Raw genomic sequence first — 4,957 nt, 5'->3', positions numbered from 1 at the left:
TGGTCGCGCTGGTGCTGCTGCTGGTGCTTGTCTCCGGGCTCATCCATATGCGGATCGGCATGCAGGTGATCATCGAGGATTACGTGCATGGCGAAGGCATGAAGCTGGCGCTGATCGCGCTCAACACATTTTTCACCATAGCGGTCGGCGTCGCCTCGGTCTTCGCCCTGCTCAAGCTGGCATTCGGAGGCTGAGTTGGCCAAGGACGCAAACATGGCGGGCTACACCTTTGTCGACCACAAGTTCGACGTCGTGGTCGTGGGCGCCGGCGGCGCCGGCCTGCGCGCCACGCTGGGCATGGCCGAGCAGGGCCTGCGCACCGCCTGCATCTCCAAGGTGTTCCCCACCCGCTCGCACACGGTGGCGGCGCAGGGCGGCATTGCCGCGTCGCTGTCCAACATGGGGCCGGATTCCTGGCAGTGGCACATGTACGACACCGTCAAGGGCTCGGACTGGCTCGGCGATGTCGACGCCATGGAATATCTGGTGCGCGAAGCGCCGGCCGCCGTCTACGAGCTCGAGCATTACGGCGTGCCGTTCTCGCGCACCGAGGAGGGCAAGATCTATCAGCGGCCATTCGGCGGCCACATGATGAATTATGGCGACGGTCCGCCGGTGCAGCGCACCTGTGCCGCCGCCGATCGCACCGGCCACGCCATCCTGCATACGCTCTACGGCCAGTCGCTGAAGAACAATGCGCAGTTCTTCATCGAGTATTTCGCGCTCGACCTGATCATGGAGCCGGACGGCACCTGCACCGGCGTCGTTGCCTGGAACCTCGACGACGGCACCATCCACCGCTTCTCGGCCAAGATGGTTGTGCTGGCGACCGGCGGCTATGGCCGCGCCTATTTCTCGGCCACCTCGGCGCACACCTGCACCGGCGATGGCGGCGGCATGGCCGCGCGGGCGGGTTTCCCGCTGCAGGACATGGAGTTCGTGCAGTTCCACCCGACCGGCATCTATGGCGCCGGCTGCCTGATCACCGAGGGCGCGCGCGGCGAGGGCGGTTATCTCGTCAACTCCGAGGGCGAGCGCTTCATGGAACGCTACGCACCGTCGGCCAAGGACCTTGCCTCGCGTGACGTCGTCTCGCGCTGCATGACGCTGGAGATCCGCGAGGGTCGCGGCGTCGGCAAGAACAAGGATCATATCTTCCTGCATCTCGACCATCTCGATCCGGCCGTGCTGCATGAGCGGCTGCCCGGCATCTCGGAATCGGCGAAGATCTTCGCCGGCGTCGACCTGACCAAGGAGCCGATCCCGGTGCTGCCGACGGTGCACTACAATATGGGCGGCGTGCCGACCAATTACTGGGGCGAGGTGCTGAACCCGACGCCGGAGAATCCGGACAGGGTGTCGCCCGGCCTGATGGCGGTGGGCGAAGCCGGCTGCGCCTCGGTGCACGGCGCCAACCGGCTGGGCTCGAACTCGCTGATCGATCTCGTGGTGTTCGGCCGCGCGGCGGCGATCCGGGCCGGCCAGGTGATCGATCGCAAGGCGGCCATACCGTCACCCAATGAAGCCTCGGTCGAGAAGATCATGGACCGCTTCGACCGGCTGCGCCACGCCAATGGCTCAACGCCGACGGCCGTGTTGCGCGAAAAGATGCAGAAGGCGATGCAGGAAGACGCCGCCGTGTTCCGCACCCAGGAGTCCCTGGAAAGCGGTTGCAAGCGCATCTCGCAGCTGTGGACCGAGCTTGCCGATGTCAAGGTCTACGACCGCTCGATGATCTGGAACTCCGACCTGGTCGAAACTCTGGAGCTGGAAAACCTGATGGCCAACGCCATCACCACGGTATACGGCGCCGAGGCGCGCAAGGAGAGCCGCGGCGCGCATGCGCGGGAGGATTTTTCCGCCCGCGACGACGTCAACTGGCGCAAGCATACGCTGGCCCGGCTCAGCGAGAACGGCCAGGTGACGCTGAGCTATCGGCCTGTGCACACCGAGCCGCTGCTGGCCGAGAAGGACGGCGGCATCAGCCTCGCCAAGATCGCCCCGAAGGCGCGGGTGTACTGACGATGGCGCCGGCGGTCTCGCGATATTCCGGCACGGCATCGCAACTGCCGACCGCTGTCATCGAAGACGTGGTGTCCACCGAGGCGTGGATACTCGTCATGCGAAAGGACCCGAGCTAATGGTCGAACTGACGCTCCCCAAGAATTCCAAGATCCAGCAGGGCAAGACCTGGCCGAAGCCGGAAGGCGCGACCAATTTGCGTGAATATCGTATCTACCGCTGGTCGCCGGACGATGACGAGAACCCGCGCATCGACACCTATTTCGTCGACATGGACGATTGCGGGCCGATGGTGCTCGACGCGCTGCTCTACATCAAGAACAAGATCGACCCGACGCTGACCCTGCGCCGCTCCTGCCGCGAAGGCATTTGCGGCTCCTGCGCGATGAACATCGACGGCTCCAACACTCTGGCCTGCACCAAGGGCTGCGACGACATTTCCGGCGCCATCAAGGTCTACCCGCTGCCGCATATGCAGGTGGTGAAGGACCTTGTGCCCGACCTCACCAATTTCTACGCCCAGCACGCCTCGATCCAGCCCTGGCTGAAGACGGTGTCGCCGGAACCGGCCAAGGAATGGCTGCAAAGCCATGAGGATCGCGAAAAACTCGACGGTCTTTACGAATGCATCCTGTGCGCCTGCTGCTCGACATCGTGCCCGAGCTATTGGTGGAATGGCGACCGCTATCTCGGTCCGGCCACGCTGCTTCAGGCCTATCGCTGGCTGATCGACAGCCGCGACGAGGCCAAGGGCGAGCGGCTGGACAATCTCGAGGACCCGTTCCGGCTGTATCGCTGCCACACCATCATGAACTGCGCGCAAACCTGCCCCAAGGGCCTCAACCCGGCCAAGGCGATTGCCGAGATCAAGAAGATGATGGTCGAACGGCGCGTCTAAGATCGCCATTTCTGCGCGCCTCAAGACGGGGCCGCCGTATCGGCAAGCATAGGTAGTTCAGGCGCTGGAGATATTCCGCCGTCAGCCCGCTGCCGGGCCCCTTGCATTTGGCACCCGCGACATACAATATCCATACATCTGGATAGCGGGGCGAAGACAATGGACGACAATCAGGCTTCATGGACGCCGGTCATCCGCAAAAGCGACGGACCGGTCTATCTCGCCATTGCCGACGCCTTGTCGGCCGATATCGTCTCGGGCCGGCTGGCCGGAGGGTTCAGGCTGCCGCCGCAGCGCACGCTGGCGGATGCGCTCGGCATCGATTTCACCACCGTCAGCCGCGCCTATGCCGAGGCGCGCAAGCGCGGGCTGATCGATGGACGGGTCGGGCAGGGCACCTATGTGCGCGCACGACGGCCGGCCGAAGGACGGACTGCATCGACCGGCCTTGTCGACATGAGCATGAACCTGCCGCCCCGCTTCGACGACCCCGCGCTGGTCGCACGGATGTGGGACGGGATTGCCGATCTGCGGGCGGATGACGGGCTGGGCCTGCTCCTGCGCTACCAGGAGGCGGGCGGAACCGGACGTGACCGGGCCGCCGGCATGCGCTGGCTTTCGCCGAGGCTGGGTGCCGTTCCGGCGGAGCGGCTTCTGGTCTGCCCCGGAGCGCAGGGAGCGCTGCTGGCGCTCGCCGGCGTGCTGGCCGAACCCGGGGAGACGATCTGCACCGAAGCCCTGACTTACCCCGGTTTCCGGTCGCTGGCCGCGCATTTCAGGATCAATCTCGTCGGCGTGCCGATCGACGAGCATGGGCTGGTCCCCGAGGCATTCGAATCCGTGTGCAGGGAACACAGGCCAAAGGCGCTCTATTGCACGCCGACCCTGCACAATCCGACGACGGCGACCTTACCCCTCGACCGGCGCGAGGCCCTGATCGAGATTGCCCGCCGCCATCAGGTGCCGATCATCGAGGACGACGCCTACGGGGCCTTGCCGGCCGCCCCGCTGCCGCCGCTGGCCGCCTTGGCGCCGGACCTCGTCTATCATGTCGCGGGCCTGGCGAAATGCCTGTCGCCTGCGTTGCGGATCGCCTATCTCGTGCTGCCGGACGGCCGCTCGGCCGCCAGGGTGGCGGGCGCCATAAGGGCGACCGCTTCCATGGCCTCCCCGCTGACGGCCGCCATCGCGACCCGCTGGATCGAGGACGGAACCGCCGATGCGGTGCTTGCCGCGATCCGCGAGGAGTCGCGCCGCCGGCAGGCCATCGCCACGGCCATCCTGCCACCCGGCTCCTGCCAGGCCGATCCGCAGGGTTTCCACGCCTGGCTGCGGCTGGCCGGACCCTGGACGCGGGGCGAATTCACCGCCCGGCTGCGTTCGGCCGGCATCGGCGCGGTGGCAAGCGACGCCTTCGCCATCACGTCGCCTCCCGAGGCCGTCCGCCTGGGTCTCGGCGCGGCCGCGAACCGCGACTATCTGGGCGACAGCCTGCGCATCGTTGCGGACCTCCTGTCGCAATCGCCTTCTGTATCGTCGATGGTGGTTTGATCTTGTAGGGATTGCTCTTGACAATGTATGTATTCGGACCACATACATTGTGCAATCAATGACGCCCGTGGAGATGAGCAAACTCCGCCGTCACACGCAGACAGCCGGGCGCGACCCCGGCAGCATTCCCTGGGCGTCACAGACAAGGACTGAGCAAGATGACTCCGGATCGTGAATGGGCTCCCCTCTCGCCGATTGAAACGGGCATAAGGGGTCGGTGTCCGCGCTGCGGCGAAGGACATCTGTTCGAAGGCTTCCTGAAGCTGCGCAAGGGCTGTGAGGTATGCGGCCTCGATTATTCCTTCGCCGATCCCGCCGATGGTCCGGCTTTCTTCGTGATCTGCTTTGCGTGCGTGCCGAGCGTGGTGCTCGCGCTCTGGATCGAGGTGCGCTTCGAAGCGCCCTACTGGGTGCATCTGTTCACGACCTTGCCGTTCATGCTTCTGACGTGCATCCCGCCATTGCGGCCGCTGAAGGGATGGCTGG

General features: G+C 65.4%; 5 protein-coding genes. All 5 read left to right on the top strand.

The genetic code is table 11. From position 1 onward, the window contains the following. A partial coding sequence (gene sdhD, locus WC739_RS24515; protein WP_372955580.1) for a succinate dehydrogenase, hydrophobic membrane anchor protein occupies positions 1–194 on the top strand: 194 nt, incomplete at its 5' end. 19 nt (positions 195–213) lie between these two features. Beyond that, entirely contained in the window at positions 214–2,022 is a 1,809-nt protein-coding gene (gene sdhA / locus WC739_RS24510) for a succinate dehydrogenase flavoprotein subunit (protein ID WP_372955579.1), read from the top strand. A gap of 118 nt (positions 2,023–2,140) precedes the next feature. After that, entirely contained in the window at positions 2,141–2,920 is a 780-nt protein-coding gene (locus WC739_RS24505) for a succinate dehydrogenase iron-sulfur subunit (protein ID WP_372955578.1), read from the top strand. A gap of 159 nt (positions 2,921–3,079) precedes the next feature. Then, positions 3,080–4,471, top strand: coding sequence for a PLP-dependent aminotransferase family protein (locus WC739_RS24500; protein WP_372955577.1), 1,392 nt, complete (start codon positions 3,080–3,082; stop codon positions 4,469–4,471). A gap of 158 nt (positions 4,472–4,629) precedes the next feature. Continuing rightward, positions 4,630–4,957 (top strand): DUF983 domain-containing protein (locus WC739_RS24495; RefSeq protein ID WP_372955576.1); only part of this gene is annotated, 328 nt, incomplete at its 3' end.

Origin of the sequence: Mesorhizobium sp., from assembly GCF_041661565.1 — a bacterium.
Taxonomy (GTDB): domain Bacteria; phylum Pseudomonadota; class Alphaproteobacteria; order Rhizobiales; family Rhizobiaceae; genus Mesorhizobium.
Note: the sequence above shows the minus strand (reverse complement) of the source record. Positions and strands in the feature narration are given on the sequence as shown.

Coding starts and splice junctions, on each gene's coding strand:
- WC739_RS24500 (WP_372955577.1), top strand. CDS start 3,080: ATGGACGACAATCAGGCTTCATGGACGCCGGTCATCCGCAAAAGCGAC.
- sdhA (WP_372955579.1), top strand. CDS start 214: ATGGCGGGCTACACCTTTGTCGACCACAAGTTCGACGTCGTGGTCGTG.
- WC739_RS24505 (WP_372955578.1), top strand. CDS start 2,141: ATGGTCGAACTGACGCTCCCCAAGAATTCCAAGATCCAGCAGGGCAAG.